This window comes from Pseudomonas sp. 8BK (assembly GCF_902506475.1).
Taxonomy (GTDB): Bacteria; Pseudomonadota; Gammaproteobacteria; order Pseudomonadales; family Pseudomonadaceae; genus Aquipseudomonas; species Aquipseudomonas anguilliseptica.
In genome coordinates this window covers 17,421-36,568 of sequence record NZ_LR733262.1, presented here as the reverse complement: position 1 = coordinate 36,568, position 19,148 = coordinate 17,421, and the positions used below count along the sequence as shown (strand labels likewise).

At 54.4% G+C, this 19,148-nt stretch carries 9 protein-coding genes; 2 read left to right on the top strand and 7 right to left on the bottom strand.

All coding sequences use genetic code 11. From position 1 onward, the window contains the following. The 7 genes from ACIN8IBEIGE_RS21080 to ACIN8IBEIGE_RS20830 all read right to left on the bottom strand — a co-directional run. Nucleotides 1–2,284 (bottom strand): calcium-binding protein (locus tag ACIN8IBEIGE_RS21080; RefSeq protein WP_160016465.1); only part of this gene is annotated, 2,284 nt, incomplete at its 3' end. Between the two features lie 611 nt (nt 2,285–2,895). Then, nucleotides 2,896–4,311, bottom strand: a complete 1,416-nt coding sequence (locus ACIN8IBEIGE_RS20855) for an HlyD family type I secretion periplasmic adaptor subunit (protein WP_160016464.1) — start codon at nt 4,309–4,311, stop codon at nt 2,896–2,898. Beyond that, a complete protein-coding gene (locus ACIN8IBEIGE_RS20850) occupies nt 4,308–6,458 on the bottom strand; it encodes a type I secretion system permease/ATPase (protein WP_256665303.1) in 2,151 nt (716 codons plus the stop codon). Before ACIN8IBEIGE_RS20850 ends, ACIN8IBEIGE_RS20855 begins: the two co-directional genes overlap by 4 nt. Nucleotides 6,459–6,673: 215 nt before the next feature. Beyond that, on the bottom strand, nt 6,674–14,506 hold the full coding sequence (locus ACIN8IBEIGE_RS20845; RefSeq protein ID WP_160016463.1) for a S8 family serine peptidase: 7,833 nt from the start codon (nt 14,504–14,506) through the stop codon (nt 6,674–6,676). Between the two features lie 51 nt (nt 14,507–14,557). Then, a complete protein-coding gene (locus ACIN8IBEIGE_RS20840; protein ID WP_256665302.1) occupies nt 14,558–14,812 on the bottom strand; it encodes a hypothetical protein in 255 nt (84 codons plus the stop codon). A 300-nt stretch (nt 14,813–15,112) separates the two neighbouring features. Continuing rightward, nucleotides 15,113–15,283, bottom strand: a complete 171-nt coding sequence (locus ACIN8IBEIGE_RS20835) for a hypothetical protein (protein ID WP_160016461.1) — start codon at nt 15,281–15,283, stop codon at nt 15,113–15,115. 36 nt (nt 15,284–15,319) lie between these two features. Beyond that, the gene (locus ACIN8IBEIGE_RS20830) at nt 15,320–15,688 is read right to left on the bottom strand and encodes a cysteine peptidase family C39 domain-containing protein (RefSeq protein ID WP_160016460.1); all 369 of its coding nucleotides are present in this window, start codon (nt 15,686–15,688) and stop codon (nt 15,320–15,322) included. A gap of 320 nt (nt 15,689–16,008) precedes the next feature. On the opposite strand from ACIN8IBEIGE_RS20830, the gene ACIN8IBEIGE_RS20825 reads away from it, so the two are divergent. Further along, entirely contained in the window at nt 16,009–17,223 is a 1,215-nt protein-coding gene (locus tag ACIN8IBEIGE_RS20825) for an OmpA family protein (protein ID WP_160016459.1), read from the top strand. Nucleotides 17,224–18,564: 1,341 nt separating this feature from the next. Further along, complete coding sequence (locus ACIN8IBEIGE_RS20820; RefSeq protein WP_160016458.1) at nt 18,565–18,861, top strand: LasR-specific antiactivator QslA; 297 nt, start codon at nt 18,565–18,567, stop codon at nt 18,859–18,861. The last annotated feature ends 287 nt before the right edge of the window (nt 18,862–19,148 follow it).

Genomic DNA, 19,148 nt, shown 5'->3' with positions numbered 1-19,148 from the left:
GTGACAGGATCAAATTGATACTGGAGCGAGTAACAACGATGTCATCCGGTGCAATGTCGTCGGCGAAGACGATGGCATCGACCTTCCCTACGCTGGTGTCGTAGTTGCTGACCGTATCCTGACCCCAGCCACGGCTGAAACGGTAAATATCGCTACCTGCGTTACCGTTAAGGTTGTCGTTGCCTGCACCGCCGTCAAGGATGTCGTCGCCGGCATCGCCGCTAAGGGTGTCGTTACCTTCACCGCCCAGCAGCAGGTCGTTTCCGTTACCGCCGCGGAGGTTGTCATTACCTTCGCCGCCACTCAGAAAATCGTCGCCCGTTCCGGCGGTAAGAGTATCGTTACCGCTCTGCCCCATGAGGAAATCTACCCCAGTTCCGCCGGTAAGGGCGCCGGAAGCATCGCCATTCTGGAGCACGAGCCCGTTAAGTTGTTGCGACAAAGACTGCAACTGACTGTCAGATAGCTGGCCAAGCCAACCTTCAGTTAATACTCCTAATACCGAGTAATCGGGACCATAGGGCATTGCCTGTCGTAGGTCGCTACTGTCGATAATTGCTTTAACCGGATCAGCTACGCCGGTGTCAACTAGGCTTTGCACCAATCCAGAATAATCAAGTTGGATGCCTGCCTCGCTGGCTGTCAGCTCAATAGAATTCACATAGGGCTTCAAACGAGTTTGCAGCAGCAATCCGTTATATACGGACTCACGCAGCGCTTGATATGCGCTATCTAGCAGTGCCGACTGCCCAGCATTAACCGTCAAGTCTTCCTCGGTAATGTAAATAGTGCGCGTACCTGTCGGTATACTACCTGTTGCCCCACTTGATCTACGCGTTGTACTACCTGACATAAAAGCAACCGAAACAGCAGAGCTTCCATCACTATTCTGTGTTTCTTCTTTGGCAAAATTGAAAAAACTCTGGCCGTTGAAAATCTCCAAAATCTTTATCTTTTCCAGCTGTGCTTTCTTCGCTAGCTGCTCAGGAGTAGGCCCAGTATCCTCGTACTCCCCTATACCGCCGATAGTACCGCTGCCACTGCCACCACCTGAGTGCGAACCGGCAGCGAATGTGAAGGCATTTTCTGGCTTTTCCCAAGAGTAAGAAAACTCAAATTCAATTTCCTGGAGACCACGAGTGAAATTGAGGTTACTGACCTGCTGATCGAAGGTACGGAAGTTACTGCTGCTTGCCCACTCGGCTAACAAATTATCAAGTTGGGAATACTGCTCCGCCCGCGTGGTGGCTTGGCTGTATTGCGATAAAGCTGCGCGCAAGCCGTCATCCTGCATGGCCGCTTCTTGTAAATCGCGCACAGCACCGGAACCCTGCATACCTGGTAAGGCCTTAACACTATCGCTAAGGGCAATGCTATCAGTGTGCTCGCGATAGAAGGGGTTGCTAGCAAGATCCAAGTTAGCAGCCAAGCTCTGGTTGCCGTTAACCGAACCCTCACTGCCATCCCCACGTACGAAAGTACCCACAGCACTGATCAAGTTGCCGTTGGAGTTCTGGCTGGTCGCAGTGGAGCCCAGGTTGATGGCGGTAATATTGTGCTCGGCCAGGCTCTTTAGCTCGTTAGCCTGGGCGATACCATCCTGATTCTTATCCTGCCAAACGCGGACGTTGGCGAACTGTTCATCCTGAGCGTCAAATACGCCATCGGCATTGCCATCCAGGTCACGCAGGGCATCAAAGCCGTCGGTGGCCAACTGACCATTCACCTTGACGGTATCAACGCCGAACAGCTCCTTGCCGGTATCGATAGTGCCGTTGCTGTTACGATCCAGTACCAGAAAACCGTCGTCGCCTTTTACCCAGCCTGTGCCGGTCTTAAGACCGTCGCCGTCGGAATCAAAGGTGATGCCGGCGTTGGCTGAAACGGTTTCGATACCGTCGCCGTCGAGGTCTAGGGCGAGGGGGTCGCTGCGCTGGACAAATACCTTTGCATCCTGGAAGTTGGTATTTACTTCCGGCTTTACCGTTTCGTAATATGCGAGTCTTCTTTCTTCAAACTCTGTACGATTTTTCCAGAGGTAAACAACCGGAACCAAGCTCTGAAAGAAATCATCAAAAAAATCAAGTTTATTAAGAATACTGTAAGGCATGGGAAGCGGCGCTTTCTCAAGCACCTCATCCAAGTACTCAAACGTATCATAAGCTTCTTGGGTAGTCATCCCGACATGATTTGAATCCGCACTATCGCTGGTAACAGATGTGCCATCTGCATAATGGGCGGTTACCTTAGTGCCATCCATAGTAACTTTAGTTATTGCACTCATGATACATTTCCTTGTAATTATTAATTTCGCAAAAAGCTAGCGACTTCATTTCCATATTTATACCGATAACAAACTAACTCCTTTCCTCTCCATAAATCCGAAAAGCCAGATCAATCTGCATCATTGCCCCGCCGTTATTATGGGAATCACTTAATAGCATTGACACTCACCCCCTATCGCGCACTGTTTAAGTAAACTCAACAAGTATATGTTGTTGCTGTTGCCCGGCACTCAGACTGACGCTTTCGCCCGGAGCTAAGCCGAACCAGGCGATGACGTCGACCATGGGCTGGACCAGATCCTCTAAGAGGCACTTGTCATCCATCAAATGGATGACCTCCAGCCGCGCCGAGCTTCGGTTGTATCAGTTGGCAACCCGGATCTGATCACTGGCATCCAGGGATGCGGATGACCTGATCGCTGGCGGAGCGCTCGAACCACAGATCGCTTTCACCAATGCCCGCACCGAACTCCGGCATATCCGTGGGCCTTCGTTACTACCCAGCCCGGTCATCAAATCCAAACCGTCGCCGTGGCTGAGCCGCTTGCTCTCACTGTCGGCACTTTCCGGAGCTATCCCGTATTCAACATCGCTCTCTCTTTGGCGCTGATTAGCGCTCTGACAAACTTTCAGCGGCATGTTGCTTTAGCGGACTAAGGAAGTAGTCGATCACCTTCCGCTTATCCGTCTTCACTTCTGCCCGAACCGCCATGCCCGGTGACAACGCAATCAGGTTCTCACCCACCTGGATCGTGTTCTTCTTTAGCTGTATCCGTGCGCTGTAAACCAGCCCCAAGCGCTCATCTTCAATGGCATCGTTGGAGATGCTTTGCACGACGCCATCGATTACGCCGTACTTGGTGAAGCTGAACGTCTCGACTTTGATCTCTACGGTTTGCCCTGGCCTTACAAAGCCGATGTCCTTGTTCTCCAGCATGGCTTCCACTTCCACTGGCTGGTCACTGGGGACGATGACCATCAGCGGCTGGGCTTCAGTGACCACCCCACCATTTGTGTGAATGGCCAGTTGCTGCACAGTGCCATCTACCGGGGCGGTCAGCCGCATCAGGCTGTCGCGCTGCTGAGCTTTTTTCAGTTCCTGAGTGAGTGCTGCGGCGCGCTGCTGAGACTCGTGCTGCAGATCGAGCATGGCGCGCCGGGTCTGTGCGATGACGCTGTTTTGCTGGCTCTGCGCGGCCTTCTTCGCAGCACTGAGTTCGCGTACTCGTGACTGCTGAATACTCAACTCACGCTCCTGATCGAGTCGAATCTGTTCCTTTTCCAGGTAGGCGTGTTTGGCGACAAATTGTCGTTCGAGCAAGCGCTTGTAGTCAGCAGCCAGCTCACGGGTGATCGGTAGGCTTAGCTCAAGTGAAGCCACCGTGCTTTGGGCAGCCTGGATCTCGGCGGTGCGTTGCTCGATGGCAGCCTCGCTTTGCTCAAGAGTGCTTTGCAGTTCCAAGTACTGACCTTGTAACCAGCGTTGCGCCGCCAGCTGCTGTTCGGCGCTTGCCAGGGGGATCAGTTGCGCCAAGCTAGTCGGGGCGCGATTGCGCTGAATGGCGTCGAGCAGTGCCTGGGCACGAGCGTTGTCGACCTGGGCGGCGAGTAGATCACTGTTAAGACGCTCGACATCGGCACCAGTCATGCTGGTGTCCAGTTCAATAAGTAGGTCACCGACTTTGACCTGTTGCCCGTCATACACATGAATAGCTTTGACCACCGCCACTTCACTGGGCTGGATAACCTTGCTTTTACCGCTGGGCACGATCTTGCCGCTGGCAGTGGCCACCACATCGATTTCGCCGACACAGGCCCACAACAGGGTCAGGGCAGCAAAAGTCATGATGGTCCATTGGGTATAACGTGGCGCTGGATGCACCGGCTGTTCTTGCAAGGCCAAGGCTGCAGGCAAGAATTGCACTTCGTGATTCAGCCGCGCCGGTGCATCCATGGCTTTGCGGTTTTGCCATGAATGTCGCCAGGCCTGACGGTAGCGGTTGATCAAGTCGCGTTTGGCGCTCATGCGGCACCGCCTTGCTGCAGGCGGTGCAAGCGCGAGTAATGGCCGGCCTGGTGGGTCAGCAGTTCGGCATGGCTGCCCTGCTCGACAATCTGGCCACGGTCCATAACCAGAATACGGTTGGCATCACGTACGGCAGACAGTCGGTGGGCGATGATGATCACCGTACGACCTTTGCAGATGGCCTGCATGTTCTGCTGGATGATGCGCTCGGACTCATAGTCCAGGGCACTGGTCGCTTCGTCGAAGATCAAGATGCGCGGGTTGCCGATCAGCGCGCGGGCGATGGCGATGCGTTGACGCTGGCCGCCCGAGAGCGAGGCGCCATGTTCGCCAACTACGGTGTCGTAGCCTTCTGGCAGCTCCAGAATAAAGTCATGGGCGCCGGCCATCGTGGCGGCATGCATCACCGCTTCGATAGGTGTGCCCGGATCGACCAGGGCGATGTTCTCGCGGATGCTGCTAGCGAAGAGCATGTTGTCCTGCAGTACCACGCCGATCTGCCGGCGAAGAGAGGAAACATCGGCGAGAGCTAGGTCCATGCCGTCGACCAGCACGCGGCCGCGCTCGGGGGTGTAGAGGCGTTGCAGCAATCTTGTAAGGGTGCTTTTTCCGGAACCAGAGCGCCCCACTACACCAATTACTTCACCCGCCTGGATGGTCAGGCTGATACCGCGCAGCACTTCGGAGCCATCTGGGCGATAGCGGAAGTGCACTTGGTCGAATTCGACATCGCCGCGCAGTGGCGGCAGTGCGCTGCGTGAGTCTTGGGACAGTTCAGTGCGGGTATTGAGAATATCGCCCAAGCGCTGCACAGAAACGCCAGTCTGCTGGAAGTTGGTCCACAACTGCGCTAGGCGCATGATCGGCTGCGATACCCGGCCAGCGAGCATGTTGAAAGCGATCAACTGACCGACACTCAGATCCCCCTCAACCACCAAGCGTGCGCCGAGCCATAGGGTCGTCACGGTCACCAACTTGCCAATAAAGCCGACGCTTTCATTAGCGATGGTCGACAGGGTTTGGGTTTTGAAACTGGCGGCCACATAGCCCGCAAGTTGGTTGTCCCACTTGCGGTTGATCTGGGGCTCCACCGCCATCGACTTCAGGGTATCGATGCCGTTAATGGTTTCAACCAGAAAGGCCTGGTTCTCTGCGCCACGGGTAAAGCTTTCGTTCAGCCGGGCACGCAACACCGGGGTGATCAGTAGAGATACGATGAAGTACAGCGGCAGCGACAAAATCACCACTAGGGTCAGCCAACCGCTGTACATAAACATCACGGCGATAAACACCACGGAGAACAGCACATCCAGAATCAAGGTGATGCTGTTGCCGGTGAGGAAGCTGCGGATGTTTTCTAGCTCGCGTACGCGGGCGACCGAGTCGCCGACCCGCCTTGCCTGGAAATAAGCCAATGGCAGGGTCACTAGATGGCGGAACAAGCGCGAGCCCAGTTCCACGTCGATACGGCTGGCGGTGTGGGCAAACACATAACTGCGCAAGCCACTGAGCAGCGTCTCGAAAATCATGATGCCGAGCAGGCCGATGGCGATTACATCCAACGTGGTCAGGCCGCGGTGCACCAGCACCTTGTCCATCACCACCTGGAAGAACAGCGGCGTGAGCAAGGCGAAAATATTGAGCACAAACGACACCAGCAGCACTTCACCGAGCAGCTTGCGGTACTTAACAATGGCGGGGATAAACCAACTGAAATCGAAACGCGCCAGATCGCCCGCCAGTGAGGCTTCGGAGCGGATCAGGATCAACTCGCCGGTCCAGCGCGCTTCCAGCTCTTCGAGGCTCAGCACTTCCGGGCGCTGTGCCAGCGGGTCATGGATCAGTGCTTTGCCGTCATCCAGGCGGGCGATGATAAAGAAGCGCCCATCGCTGTCAGTGGCAATTGCCGGAAGAGGTGTATGACTCAGACGGGAAAGAGAGCTGCGTGCCGACTTGGCCTTCAGACCCAGTTTCTTGGCAGCAAGAAGCATCTCAGCACGGCCAAACAGGCGGCCGTCTTCGGCGTACTCGTGGGTGAGTTGTTCGGGGGAGGCAGCAACGTTGTGGAAACGAGCAAGCATTACCAGGCAGGCAAGGCCGCTATCAGTTTCTTTGGGGGGTGCTGTAGAGGTGGAGTTGTCCTGCATCATAGCGTCCATGCCAACAAGATGGCAGAACGCCAAATCTCTGGGGCGGCGATTCTACAAGCAAGCGAGCCCTGAATGACGCAAAAAAATATCGACTAACTCACATTTCCACTTCGGGTAGCAAAAGGCTCACAGATGTAAGGACTAAGTAAAATTTTGAAGCGCCACAAACAAACAGCCCGCCCAAAAGGCGGGCTGTTTGTTAGCGCGTTGTACTACTGCCAGTTTGCTGCGATGACTGCATTTAGCTGGTCATGTTGCACCTGGCTCAGGTTGATTTCCCCGCCAACTGGCGCGCCGAAGGCGGCCATAGCACTGACGAGGTTGTCGACCTGGTTGGCATACAACGTCGAGCCGCCGGCCTGAACGGCATCTAGACGCTGGGCCGAGTTTGTATACCAACCCTGCACAGTGACGCTGTCTGCCGAGCCCCGGACGTCAATCACCAGGCTATCGCCTTGGCGCGACAACCAGAGGTTGCCACGGGTGATACCTTCGATGCTCAGGATGTCGTTGTCAGTCGGAGTATTGGACAAGTTATTGATAGTGTCCTGACCATCACCCGCAGCGAAATAGTAGGCATCACTACCGTCGCCACCAAGCAGATAGTCATTACCCTTGCCGCCGCGCAGTTTGTCATTGCCCACCCCACCTGCCAGCCAGTCGTTGCCGCCACCGCCATTCAGCTGGTTGTTCAAGGCATTGCCGAGCAACGTATTGTCCAAGTCGTTGCCTGTCCCCTCGCGAGCCATGCCGATCAACTCAAGCTCCTCAACATGGCTGCTCAACATCATGTTGACCGAAGATATAACTCTGTCGACTCCTTCATTAGGGTTTTCCATTACGACATCACCTAGATCGTCAACAAAGTAAAGGTCATCGCCCTTACCGCCTTGCATCGTATCAGCGCCCTTCGCTCCATCTAGCCGGTTATCACCCCGGTTTCCAATTAGCAGATTGCGCATGGCATTACCGGTCGCATTGATCGACTGATCGCCTGTGAGGGTGAGGTTCTCCAATTCTTCGGATAGGGTAAAGGAAACAGATGCTTTAACTGTATCGACCCCTTCGTTTGCTCTCTCGATTACTCTGTCCGCACTATCATCGACTACATAAGTGTCATTTCCCTGACCACCTAGCATGACATCAGCACCAGCGCCCCCATCAAGGGTGTTCGCCCCACTGTTACCTATAAGGCGATTGGCTAGACTATTGCCAGTGCCATTGAGGTTGACTCCACCCCAGCCTTTTAGCTCCAGCACCTCTACCTCTTCCGGCAGTTGATAGCTAATGTAGGCTTGCACCCAATCATAGCCGCCCCCTGCTACCTCCTTCACCAAGTCACCTGCGTCGTCGACGATATAGGTGTCATCACCACTGCGGCCTTCCATAGTCCCCGAGCCATCCCAGCCGCTCAGTGTGTTTCCACCCGCGTCACCAATGAGTTCACCGTCGAAACGTGAAATGTAGCTTTTAGGATCGTTCACAGCCTCGGCGAAAACATCAGCGAAAATGAAGTTGTGTGCCGATAGTTGCGCCGCCTCGACGCCCTTCAAAGTAAAGTAGGATGTACCCACCTGCCGCTGCCCTAACCAGACGCGCAGATACTGCTGGCCATCTATTAGCAGGTCGCTGAAGCTCAAATCCGCAAAGCCATGCAGATGATCGAACTCCTTCAGGTCAATTTTCTCATCAGCGTTCGCCACTTCTAAATCGAGAATCAGATTACCCAGCAAACCCTTAGACGAAGCATCGTCGATGACGAAGCGGTCGTTACCCTCGCCACCGGATACAGCCGCACCGGTAAACCGGACGCCCGTAACGGTCACACTCGCCGCTGACGTATCGAGTCCCTCCACGTCGAATGCGCCCTGATCACCATCCAAGTAGAGCGTGTCATCTCCGGCATCTCCGCTGAGATAATCAAGACCAGCTTCGCCACGCAGGGTGTCGTTACCACCGCCTCCTCGCAGAACATCGTTACCGGCGCCGCCAAAAATTCTGTCGGAACCGCCTTGCGGACTGTCGGGCTCTCGCTCACCCACCAGCACGTCATTACCAATCCCTCCGCGGATAAGGTCCCCTCCTTGACCGCCGAAGACACGTTCACCGGCATCGTTGGCCCAATAAATGGTCCCACCCTCCCTGTCCGGTAACAATGCATCACCACCGCCCGCAATGGAGGATGTCGTTGCGTGCAATTCACCGATCAGCGAGCTGTCAATCTGTCGCTTGATCGGCTGCGGGTTCGTGACTGTGATGTTAATTTCCTTGCCGGCAAACACACCGCTCGATACAGGCGAGGTCGGAGTGTTCGACGCTTGCGTGGAGAAGATGAAGTTGCTGGCGGAAAGTTGCGCGGCATTGACTCCCTTGAGAGTAATGAACGCGCCAGCACCAGCTCCCAGCCAGACCCTGAGGTAAGCCTCACCGTTGACCTGTACCTCACTAAACGCGAGATCGGTCAAAGAACGAATTCCATTGAGTGAAGAAAGATCAATTTTCTCCAGAGGGTTGTCGACCTCGAAGTCCTCAACTAGGTTTTTCAACAAGTCCACCGTAAAACCATCAATCGCTGCTTTACCAACCACGAAACGGTCATTTCCGGCCCCGCCCGAGACCGCCGCACCGGTCAAGCGCGCACCATTCCAGACGATTCGAGGGGCCACATAGGCTCCCGTCTCGAAAGAGCCTTGATCACCCTCTAGGTACACCACGTCATCGCCCGCATCACCATTAACGTAGTCGTTGCCTCCGCCTCCTTTCAGAGTGTCGTTGCCACCACCGCCACGAATAACGTCGTTGCCGGCACGCCCATCAATGTAGTCATCGCCGCCCTCATCGCCGGCGGTACTACGGTCGCCTACCAAGACATCGTTACCACCACCGCCTCGAATCGAGTCGCCGCCTTGGCCGCCAAATACAGTCTGGGCCGCCGATGACACTTGGTAGAACCCGCCTGTTGCTGTATCCGGCAGGGCAATTTCGTTAGGCGTGATGCCGAAACCGAAGGACTCGTAATGATTGATTTCCGCTAGCGACATCCGCTGCCTGAGGAATATGAAGTTCTCTGCCCTTAGTTGTGTGGCGTCGACATTCTGCAAACGGACACTATGCAGACCACTAATGTTGAGCAGAGTATCGTTACCTTGCTGCTGCATATTCAGCATCGAGAACGAGTCATTGCCGAATGGCTCGTCGTTGGAATTAAGGTCAGGATCGTAAAAATCAGCGAGCACCAACTTATCGAGCCCCAACTCAAAGTCTTGGATGGTATCGTTGGAACCTGGCTGACGCTCGATAACGAAATAGTCTCTGTCCGCCCCGCCGTTCAGCGTATCGTTCCCCCTTCCACCGAGCAGAAGATCGCGTCCCGCCCCCCCAGACAGCAGATCGTCGCCATTACCGCCGAGCAAGCGATTATTGAAGGCATTGCCGATAAGTTCATCGGCGAACTCGCCGCCGATGGCATTCTCGATCGCTTCCGGGCGAACGATTGTCAGTTGAGCACCGGCTAGCTGCGCTATACCCTTGCTCAAGTCGATGATGCTCTTCTGGCTTATAGCTGCCGCGTTGATGGTATCGGCTCCACCATCAAGATCTTCTAATACATCGCGGCCCTGCGCCGCTAGTTGCGCATACTCGTTAGTGAATACATATTGGTCGTTAACTAAGGTTCCGGAGCCATACAAATTCAAGCTCCAGTTGTGCAGGGTACCGGTAGCACCACTAGCGCTGTCGATAATCTGTAGCTTCCAATCGCCGGTTGCTGACTCACCACGCAGTAGTGCCGTGGAAAACACGTAGTCCAGACTGCTTTGGCCAGCAAAAGTGACATCACCGCTGCCTTCTCCGGTGGCGCCAGCGACTTTGCCCGGGCGATCCATTAAAATCGATTCGGTACCTGCGGGCGAAATCAGCTTGATGATCAAATCGCCCGGGCGTTGGTGGCTAAGGCTCAAACGAATCTCAGCGTGCTCCACGCGAAGGATCCGCGACTCGGCGCTAAGCACTAGTAGCAAGCCACCGGGCTGCGCGTCAGGGATGCCCAGATTCACCTCGCCCGAACTCAGGGGAGAGCCGAACAAAAACTCGTTGGATCGGGTACGTTGCGACGTCCATGTCTCCGCCAAGCGTACGGCTGCCAGCGCGTCAACCGCGCCATAACCGTAGTCGTGACTGACGTGCATTCCACCGTTGTTCCAATTATCACTGCCATTGAACTGCCAATGGGTTGTCGGATCAGCCACCTGACGGGCGGACAGGGCAAGAATTTCCTGAATATCGCGATAACCGAGAGTATCGTTTGCCTCCAGCATCAGGGCCACGATTCCGGACACAATAGGTGTGGCAAAGCTGGTGCCTTGAGAGGTGGAATTATCGGCGCCGAACAGCGAACCGTTGTCGTTCTGGATAAGTCGCGAAGTCGAGGTAATATTGGAACCAGGCGCGCTGACTAGGATATTCGCCCCTGGAGTAGAGAACGGCACACCGCCCCGCTGCAAGGCGCCCAAATCGTCTTGAGCATTGATCGCGCCGACGATAATACTGCTGCGTGAGTTAGTTACGTTGGAGTAATTGGTGTTGCCACCTAGCGCGCGACTATTACCAGAGGCGGTGACGATGACGGTGCCTAACCCATCGCGACCCTCGCTTAAAGCTCTATTGTAGGCGGCAGGCATCAATCCCAGCGCCGCTGGATTAAAGCGTAGGCTGAAACGGCCGTTGCTACCCCAACTGTTATTGACCACATCGTATTGGTGCATGCGGTTGAGGCTAGAGAGGTCGTCCTTGTTCAACCAGTGACCGCCAATACTAGCGTTATAGGCGACACCAACAATGCCCTCACCATTTCTTGCAGCGACCATTACACCGGCGACGAGTGTTGCATGATCGCTGAATTTGCCATCGCTACCCTCCCCAGCCAGCTGACCAGGCACCGCATTGGCAAGCCATGCCTCATTGATGTTGGCCTTCAGGTCCGGATGACGGTAGTCGAGGATCTCTTTTGTGGCACCGAATATATTGCTTGGTTCGAATTGACCTATCCGGATTCCGGAGCCGGTGTATTCCTTCCATACCGGCAGGACGTTCGTTTGTGAGAGATACCACTGCTCGGTAACAAGTGGGTCGCTGGGTAGATCTGGCGTTCGCAAAGAAACAGAGGCTCGCATGATCGCCTCCTTACCGTCGGCCACATCTACGATGGTGCTCGCAGAATTCCCTTTTTGGTCAACGACGGTGTACTTGAATCCCATGATGCCCGTAAAACCACGCTCTGGGATGAAGAGGACGTCGCCAGCCTCAGTCAATTCTGCGCGGCCGCCCGTGACGTCGAACAGCTCGCTAATACGCAAGGTATCGTTCTGCCAGTCGATGTCATTGCTTAATAGTTGTTCCTTGCCGATTAGGTGTTTGCCGGAACGGCCGAAGGTGCTACCCGCTTTGTCCACACTGAGAACATCCCGGGTCACCAATGGTGCCTCAAGCTCCTCGGCGTCACCAACAATGTCGACTAGCTTGAGGTTCTTGAAACTGATTTTTTCGACATTTCGTAGAAAATCGGTACCGTCCCGGCCGGAAATCTTATCGCTCAGCCAAACACCCTCACTGGTGCGGATAAAACGGTAGTCAGCAATCACGCCTGCCAACTCAACGACATCGACACCGTCTCCCCCATCGATGCTGTCGTCGCCCGCGCCTCCGATCAGCACATCGTCGCCGCCACCACCACTCAGATCGTCATCGTCTAAACCGCCATCGATAAGGTCATTACCGAGCCCACCCATAATCTGGTCGCGGCCACGATGTCCCCTCAACACATCGCTACCTGAACCGCCACTTATGAAGTCATCGCCATTCTCGCCGGACAGCGCATCACTGGCCGCGCCACCGATTAGAATGTCGTCGCCATCACCGCCACGCATGTAAACCGTACTGAGCCCACCACCGATAAATACATCATTACCACGTCCGCCCTGAGCGATCTCAACCTCAGCCTGCTCAAGGTTGAGAATCACTCCGCGCTCGCCAACCACTTGTACAATATCCGTTCCATCTCCGCCGTGGATGTTCGCCTGCTGGTCGTCCCCATCGATCAACAGAACATCATCGCCCGCTCCGGCCTTGAAAGTATCGCTACCCTGACCGCCAGCCAGCCAGTTGGTCCCAACATCGCCCAGCAGAACATCGTCGCCCGACCCGCCCGTAGCGTTGTTTACACCTTTTTGCGCGACATCAATGATTTCACCCGACGCTGAGGACGAGACGTAAGCACTTACCGAAGCAACTTGCTCGGCGCCCTGGGTCGAGACGACGGTGCCAGTACCACTTGCCGTAAAAGTATGGCCATTCGGGTTGGCCAAAAAGTTAGCCGCGATGGCTTCCTTGGTCGTACCATCTTGCAAAAAAGTGCCGCTTGCTAGCACTTCATTGCCACCCCGCACTTCACCGCTCTGTTCCGTGTGAGTAAGGTTGATTTGAGTGATACCAAGTGCAGATAGCGATTTCAATTCGCTTACCTCGCCAGCATCAACGGCATCATTTGAATTGCCATCCTCCCAGCTCTTACCATCATGGTTGGTATCTACCCACACCTTAACGCTGGACCAGGCATCATCCTTATTATCGAAAACGTTGTCGCCGTTACTGTCCAGGCTTTTCAGTGCGGCAAATCCATTCTGGAAGCGTTTCTCTCCCGCGTTACCCGCGCTACCCGCCGCGCCACCGAAATACTCGGAAAATGTCTCGCTGATGTTATCGATCTTGCCGTTGTTGTTACGGTCCACTACGACGATGCCATCACTTGCGTCAACCCAGCCTGTTTCCTCAAGGCTACCGCCATCGTTGTCGGCGTCAAAAAATACCGGAGCCGTTAGGTAGTCAGTCAGGCGTACGCCATCGCCATTTAGGTCCAGGATCAGAGGGTCGGTGGGCAAAGTCAGGCGTGCCCGGGCATCGCCTGAGTTCAGCAATGCTCCCAGAGTACTTCCATAGGAAATCCCCAGGCTGGAACTACGCAGGCTAAAGTCGAACACATCACTGGAAGTATTGACGTTACCTGGACGATAGCCATCCGCGAGGATCTGTGTAGCGGCGGCGGTAAATGTGTTGTTGACCCAGTTGCCCTGCAACTGGTTGGTGTTGAGCTTGTTGGGATCATAGGTGATCTTCCAGCCACCGCCGCTGCGTACCAGGCCATCGACAACCCGGGCGGCTTCGCGCTCGTGGTCGGTGGCCCCCTTCTCGGTCACGCTGCCCGCGTTGTTGATATCGAGCTTGAAATAATTGTCACTGACCGACGGAATAGGGGTAGAAGGCACCCCCACGTACTTCTTGATCTTCGCGGCATTCTCAAGATACACCTCGCCACCGCTTAAACCACCACCGGGCTTGGGTGCGTATTGGCCACTTGGGTTATCGGCGGCAAACTTGTCGGCCTTGGTGGTAGCCCACTCTTTGCCATTGTTGTAGTAAGTGATCAATATCGCATCCTGGGTATCCTGATCATAAGAAGCCCAGGCGACACCTGCCCGTTCAGCATAGAAGGCACGGCCTTCCTGTAACATCAGCGCGGCGAACTTCAGACTGGCACTGTTGTTTTCATCGGAGAGGTCACTGACGAGCGACTTGTAGTCTCCGCTATAACCTTTAAGGTCCAATGGATCATTCTCAGGGTTGCCGGCGTTGTACTTTGCCAGCAGGTCGATCGCAGTCAGTATCTTGATGTTTCCTGGCCCAATATCGTTGAGTACCACGTTGTCCCATTTGATCAGCGCTTTCTTAATTGATCCGGCCGAGACCACATCGCGTAGGATCTGCTGATCTTTAAGTACGCTTTCATAATTGCTTCTGATCTCTTCGTGGCTAAAGGTGGAGACCCGCGCCACCTGGAAAACGTCTTCGACACCCTGCGCCTCATACTCTTCGCCGATCGCTCCCAATATTCCCTGGGCAGTGACATCCGGCGCGCCAAGCAGACTGGCAATCGCCTTGGCCTGTTCGGCCTGGCTCTTTATATACTCGAATGTGGACTCGCTAAACGACATCGCTCAATTCCTTCTGACTAGATAATTTGACCAATCTTGGTGAGGAGCGGCTCATGAAGAGCCATAACCAAACGCTACGACCCCCCCCAAAAAAACGCCATGCAGCGCAACAGAGACAATAGAAATGGCTAACCCCGCCCTCTTCAAAGCGCGCCCTTGGCTGATATGCCCCAACAGAGTTAGCAGACCGCCCAACCAACCTATTTGCGCCAGTGCCAGAAGCTGAATAACCAGTATCAACAGCGTCCAATGGTCACCGCCACTTCCATAAATCCAGACTAGATACGAAAAGATAGTCAGCGGCATGCTGCATCCCCAAACGAACAAGGACGCTGCATTCGTAGACCTGTACTTCAATAGAATTAGGCTCGCTAGTAATACACCCACGTAAACGGGGCCGACCACCGCTCCCAGCATTACCTTAAGTTCCAACATTCAAAACTCCCTAACGCTGCGCTTGTACAAGATACCGAGCGAAAAAAACTAGCTTCCCAACAGACTTTCATTTGCGTGCTGTCGCAAAGAACGGCGAATCGCTTCAACTTCCTAACAAAATACAAAATGCATCGCCTTACTCCTTGGCAATTAAGAGCTATGTCTTAGCGTTCACTTAGGCTTTGATCGACGTAACCCTTCACCACCTGGAAAAAGCGGCGTGAGAAACGCAAAAATATTGAGCACAAACGACACAAGCCGCACGTCACCGAGCAGCTTGCGGTACTTGGCGGTGGTCGGGATAAACCAGCTGACGTCGAAACGAGCCAGATCGCCAGCCATTGAGGCTTCGGAGTGGATCAGGACCAGCTCGCCGGTTCAGCGCGCTTCCAGCTCTTCGAGACTGAGCACCTCCGGGCGCTGGACCTGCGGGTCATAGATCAGTGCTTTGCCCTCATCCAGCCGGGGGATGTTAAAGCCCCCCCCATCGCTGACAGTGGCAATTGCGGGCAGAGGTGTATGACTGAGTTGCAATAGAAAACTGCTTGCGGACGCTGCCTTCAGACCCAGCGTCTTGGCAGCAAGAAGCATCTCCGCACGGCAAAACAGGCGGCCGTCTTCGGCGTACTCGTGGGTGAGTTGTTCGGGGGAAGCAGCAACGTTGTGGAAATATGCAAGCATTACCAAGCAAGCAACACCATTATCCACGGATGGAGTCGCCCCCATTCCCGGGCGTTCATCTGTCATTGGCAATCCTTGGCACAGATACCGTTAGGCAAACGGTCATTTGAATCGTGAAATTAGCGCATCAACGGGTGTGGATGCAAGCGATGAAAGCCCCGATTTAGAGGCATCCATACCATTTTTAATATCTTTATCATTGAACCGCTACGACATACCAGAGCTGCACATCTCCAACAGCCAAATCTTGCAAATGACAGTTGATAGCAAAGAAGCGAACAATGTAAATGTGGGGCTAATCCGGTATGAGCTCACCCCAATCCTGCATCAATTTCAAGCGCTGGTATCATGGCGTAGAGCCACTTTCGCCTAGCAAGGACGTTGCGTTGAAATACCTGTTTGATTTGTTTAAGGCCCATGCAGCCACGGTGTTACAAATCACCATTTGCGTTGGTGTGTTTGTGGTCTTCGCCTACTGGGCCTTTATCATCAACTTCTTCCCGGCCGGCATAACCTTGAGTGAAAGCTTGTTGTTCGTCTTTGCCGCGTTGATGTTTGGACTCTTCTACAGCCTCTGGTACCTAATGGCAGTGGCTGCTGTGCACGGCCTATTTCATTGGCGCGCCTCCCAGACCAAATTCGATGGAGGTTTGTTCATTATAGGTATAGCCACAGCAGGCATGTTAGGCGCTGCGGCCTGGTCATCTCAAAATGTGATGGTCCTGGTGGCACCGCTATTGGGTGCATTGATTCTGCTAATGATACCTTGGTATTGGAGGCCACTGCCGCGAGGTACCCCCTCAGGTCAAGTGCGGAGAAGGGAACGCGACAAGGCCTTAATCACCTTAACAGCAATTATCTTGCCGTTGATTTTTGTGCCGGAAATCACCTCGAAGCTCATTTCCAACTCCATGCAGCGCCTCGGGTTCCGACAGATGGATGTATCTGTCAGTTTGGATGCCGCAAACCAGAAAATCATCAAGGGCGTGGTCGACGAGTTTGATATCAAACTGCACAGTTGCGGCAGTAACAAAAACCCTGAACAGATAGTGCATCACGTCAACGTTCTCTGGCATGGCCTGGGTGAAAGGACATTGATTGAAATGCCCTTCCACGCTGATGCCAGTGGATCGCCCTATCAGGTCGAACTGAACAGGTCAGGAGTAAATATCGTCAGACGCCCTGGTAGCCAAGCCAGCATTCCGCTGTGTTTTTCACTCGGTAACGATTTACTGTTCGACACCTACGCCTCCACTCTGACCCTAGAAGGCATTACAGCGCTCACTACCCTTTTAGAAAATGTAAAAGTCTACGAGAAACACTCCGAGCGTCTTATCACTGCAGTAAGCGTCACTGGTCACAGCGACCGGGTTCCGGTTAGCTCTGCTAACGACAGCAACCAGAAACTGTCACGCCGCCGCGCCGAAAGTGTCGCAGAGCATTTGAAAGCATTGCGCCCTGACTTGCATTTAAGTGTCAAGGCAGCTGGCTCGCAAACGCCCGTTTCGAGTTGCTCAAACAGTCTTTCGAAAGGGGAGCTGAACGAATGCCTGGCAATAGATCGCCGCGTGGAAATAGTTATTCAAACCAAGGCAAAGTAGGAGCGAATCACCTCGCCACCTGATTGCGGGCGCTAGCCACACCCGTACGTTGGAAGTCATGAACGGTAAAAGCTGAACAAGCACCGATCTCGGGGAACGACGTATAGGCGTCCGTTTTTCGTCGATTCTGTCGAAAACAATCCCGCCTCTATTATTGCTCATGGAAGAGTGCTTGTGCCGTTGGAAACTGGTTCGCTCAGGAAGCAGAGCTGTCTTGTTTCTTACCGCGCAACGCTGAAATCGAGCGATTCTTGAGCTGCCGAAAAGCAACTTTTCAGAAACCGACGCTTCAACAGAATCGGTCATAAAAAGTCATTCGCTGGCTACAAAATATGGCCCCATTGAGGTCAGAGCGGGCAAGGCAAGATAAGGAAATTAGCCCACAGGGCTTTCTGCGAGGGTTTGAATGCAGTAAGGGCTATAACTGCCCCACTCGATCATCAACAAGTCGCCCAAACCCGCGTGGTCAAAGGGATGTTTGGAAATCTATAGGCGCAACACCGTCACCAATACCGTCACCCATGAGAGCAACAGCAGACAAATCGATTTCTGAGACATCTGCGGTGGCAGCATTACTACCTACGAGACTTATAAGAATGCTACCTGAGTATACAGCGGCCTGCCCCTTCAAACGGCTCAGTCGTATGCCTTCAAACTCCCACCCAAATCATGATTCCTAGACAGCAATCTGCACTCTCGGCTACGCCCCAACATGTTGCCATCCTGAAACCCGCGAGCTAGAGTGCGCCCGTCGTGGTGAATCCCACGGCCGGGTGTAGCAACCTGAATCGTTCGGGACGCGGCAGCGTCATAACTTAAGTAGTCAGCACTCCGTGTGCTTGGTTGCTTAACTTTATGGCGGGCCGTGTGGGGCAGGCTTTTGCCTGGCCGGTTCCCTCGGACGCCGGTTTGCTACCCCCGCACGGTCCGCCTCCATTACCGTGTAGCAACGGCGGTAGGCGGCTCCTTAATCGTCTGAGGAGCATAAGGAAAATGCGCTACCCCTTTTTTACCCAAGAGCTCCGCCTTGGCCTTCTACTCTTGCTGTTCACCTCTGCTACTTCGGAGGTGCACCATGGCTGAGTTCGAAACCTGCGTCCTACCCTTCCCACGGCAACCGAGCCCCCTTCACGAGTCCGAGCGCTCTACCCTCCCCGTCGAAGCTGCCGCTGAACTTCGCGCCATAATGCTTGGTAATCTCCTGGATCAAATGGCTGAGCCTGACGGCCTCCAACCAGAAAACCTGCGCCTACGTGTAGCTGCCTACTCAGCTTTGGATCTGTTAGATGAACTGGTGGTGCTCTACCGGCGTGCACTTTCCGAAGTGCGAGGAGGTGCCAGATGAGCAAGGGCGTCATGACATGCCTGCAACCTCACGATGGCCACCCAGGTGTGGAGATAGCCTGGGCTGCCGACTGCAGGGAAGCGTTCAATCAGGGCGTGGAGCTGGCCCAGACATGGCTCGACAACGCACGCAGCGGCTGGCTCTGGGCAGTAATGATCGCCGAGCGCGACTTACTGCCATGTGCGATCGAACGGAGAGCCTTCGAAGTGGGCTTCCTAAGTCGCGTCCACCAGCGCATATGCTCACCCAAGTGCTGCGGCCAGTCGGCTACCCCCCTTTCCTTGGAGCTGTAAAGCGGATGTTCGCGAGCCGGTCTTGTCGGCTCGCGCTAACCATCACATGCAGTCAAATTATGGGAACGCCCCGGTAACGCAGGAGCCCTAGAATAAGCCGAGAACGGCCAGTAGCTGCCAGTCGTTACTGGTCGCAATCGACCAAAAGCGGACAGCTTCATGCCCCTTTGCACAAAAATCCGGTCCCCCCCCTGTCTCGAATACCACGATGAGACCTTTGAGTCGGAGATGTTCAACTCGGGTGATACATCGGAAGCACCAGGGCTCGTCCATAGGAGTGGTGAAAG

Excerpts from the sequence above, each read along its gene's own strand:
- ACIN8IBEIGE_RS20845 (WP_160016463.1), bottom strand. The coding sequence starts at position 14,506 with ATGTCGTTTAGCGAGTCCACATTCGAGTATATAAAGAGCCAGGCCGAA.
- ACIN8IBEIGE_RS20820 (WP_160016458.1), top strand. The coding sequence starts at position 18,565 with ATGAGCAAGGGCGTCATGACATGCCTGCAACCTCACGATGGCCACCCA.
- ACIN8IBEIGE_RS20835 (WP_160016461.1), bottom strand. The coding sequence starts at position 15,283 with ATGGCTGGCGATCTGGCTCGTTTCGACGTCAGCTGGTTTATCCCGACC.
- ACIN8IBEIGE_RS20850 (WP_256665303.1), bottom strand. The coding sequence starts at position 6,458 with ATGCAGGACAACTCCACCTCTACAGCACCCCCCAAAGAAACTGATAGC.
- ACIN8IBEIGE_RS20855 (WP_160016464.1), bottom strand. The coding sequence starts at position 4,311 with ATGAGCGCCAAACGCGACTTGATCAACCGCTACCGTCAGGCCTGGCGA.
- ACIN8IBEIGE_RS20830 (WP_160016460.1), bottom strand. The coding sequence starts at position 15,688 with ATGACAGATGAACGCCCGGGAATGGGGGCGACTCCATCCGTGGATAAT.
- ACIN8IBEIGE_RS20840 (WP_256665302.1), bottom strand. The coding sequence starts at position 14,812 with ATGCCGCTGACTATCTTTTCGTATCTAGTCTGGATTTATGGAAGTGGC.